This window comes from Candidatus Aquicultor secundus (assembly GCF_002791875.1).
Lineage (GTDB): Bacteria > Actinomycetota > Aquicultoria > Aquicultorales > Aquicultoraceae > Aquicultor_A > Aquicultor_A secundus.
In genome coordinates this window covers 50,849-52,382 of the sequence record NZ_PFNG01000177.1, presented here as the reverse complement: position 1 = coordinate 52,382, position 1,534 = coordinate 50,849, and the positions used below count along the sequence as shown (strand labels likewise).

The 1,534-nt window shown below is 42.4% G+C and carries 2 protein-coding genes; both read right to left on the bottom strand.

The features are described from left to right. Positions 1 to 260 (bottom strand): PqqD family protein (locus COY37_RS07630; protein WP_286977071.1); only part of this gene is annotated, 260 nt, incomplete at its 3' end. Continuing rightward, entirely contained in the window at positions 203 to 1,267 is a 1,065-nt protein-coding gene (locus tag COY37_RS07625) for a radical SAM/SPASM domain-containing protein (RefSeq protein ID WP_286977070.1), read from the bottom strand. The genes COY37_RS07630 and COY37_RS07625, both read right to left, overlap by 58 nt. Positions 1,268 to 1,534: the final 267 nt, after the last annotated feature.

Genomic DNA, 1,534 nt, shown 5'->3' with positions numbered 1-1,534 from the left:
TGGTTAATAAATTCACCAACTATTTCCATAATATCCGCTCTATATTGCAACTCTTCGACCTCGAATACGTTTAAAAACTCACCAATAATCACGTTCAGGCTGTTTTTGCCATCAAAATTCTCTAATAACCAATACGATGTTGTATTGAGCTCATATTGACTTCCATCAACTAGATTAAACGCCCAGTACTTATTTAGATCATCTACCTTGCGCAACGCAATATTTGGGCTAAGGCAGTAGATTGATTTGGTTGTTTCCAACAGTGCGGGTCCTCCTCTAAGTAATCACCTGTAACATAATAAGCCATGGCTCTGCACCCCCTGCAAATGGGAACTAACTCGCATGATCCACACTTGCCCTTTAGGTTGCTACTTTGTCTAATTGACCATAGAAGATCGCTGTCATACCAAGCCTTAAAAATACCCTCTTGAAGAATGTTGCCAATAGCGATTGGCAGCCTTCTACATGGATATAGCGTTCCATCATGCATGATCGTAAGGGCGTTTGTGCCAACTGAACACATGGCGCCTACTGTGGGATCATCTTTATCAACTAAGCAAAACAGAGGGCGGTACATCAAAACCCGGACGCGATCTTCATTAATGCCGATTTCATGAATCTTCTCGAAAACCTCGTGTGCCTCTTCTTTGCTTAAGGCCAAGTTCTTTATAGTCAAGCCTGATCCTTCAGGTATAAAACGTTCAATTGCAAACGTATCAACGTGCTCGGCAGTCAGAAGATCGAGCAGAGTAGGAATGTCACTCTTATTCTCTTTCGTGATAGTAGTCATGATGCTAACTTCAAGGTCATTTTGTTTTAGTAATCGAATAGCGTTTATGACTTTATTGAAGTTTCCATCGCCACGGGTTGCATCATTCTTGCCTGCGTGTGGAGATTCAAGGGAGAGTTGAACCCGCCGTAACTTACGTGATTGTTGTAAGCGTTTTGCATCTTCAGGGGAGATTAATGTGCCATTGGTTAAGATATCGAAGTAATCGATGACGTCACTTTCATCGATTGTATCTATTAGATTGAACAAATCGTCTTTACGAACGAACGGCTCGCCGCCAGTCAGCGAGAGAGAGCCGACCTTTTGCCACACGGTAAGTGCCTGTTCGATTTTGGCTAGAACCTCTTTAAGCTGTGTGAACTCGAGTTCCCCTGTGGATTTATAGGATTCGTGGTAGCAGTGTTGGCAGCGAAGATTACACCTTTCGGTGATGTGCCACTGGAAATAGAATTCTTGCTCTAGAGAGTTGTCGCCCATATAAATCACTATCCCTAGTACTGTAGCCTATAGTCTAACAGAGGTGAGGGCAAGTTGAAAGTAAATTCGAGAAAAATACATTTTGGGAGCTATCAATAACACAAGCTCAGATGCCCTATTGTTTTAAGCTTAAGGATAATATTTCCCATAAAATACACTACTTAATCAGTCGGCGACTACAAAGTTGGCCTTGATGTGTAATCGAGCAGCCAGACCATGAAAGGCCAGTGAGATAGCAGGGTGATGTTATTTTAAGTACGAGAAGCC

What these genes read in the sequence shown, in the direction of transcription:
- COY37_RS07625 (WP_286977070.1), bottom strand. Translation starts at nt 1,267, where the DNA reads ATGGGCGACAACTCTCTAGAGCAAGAATTCTATTTCCAGTGGCACATC.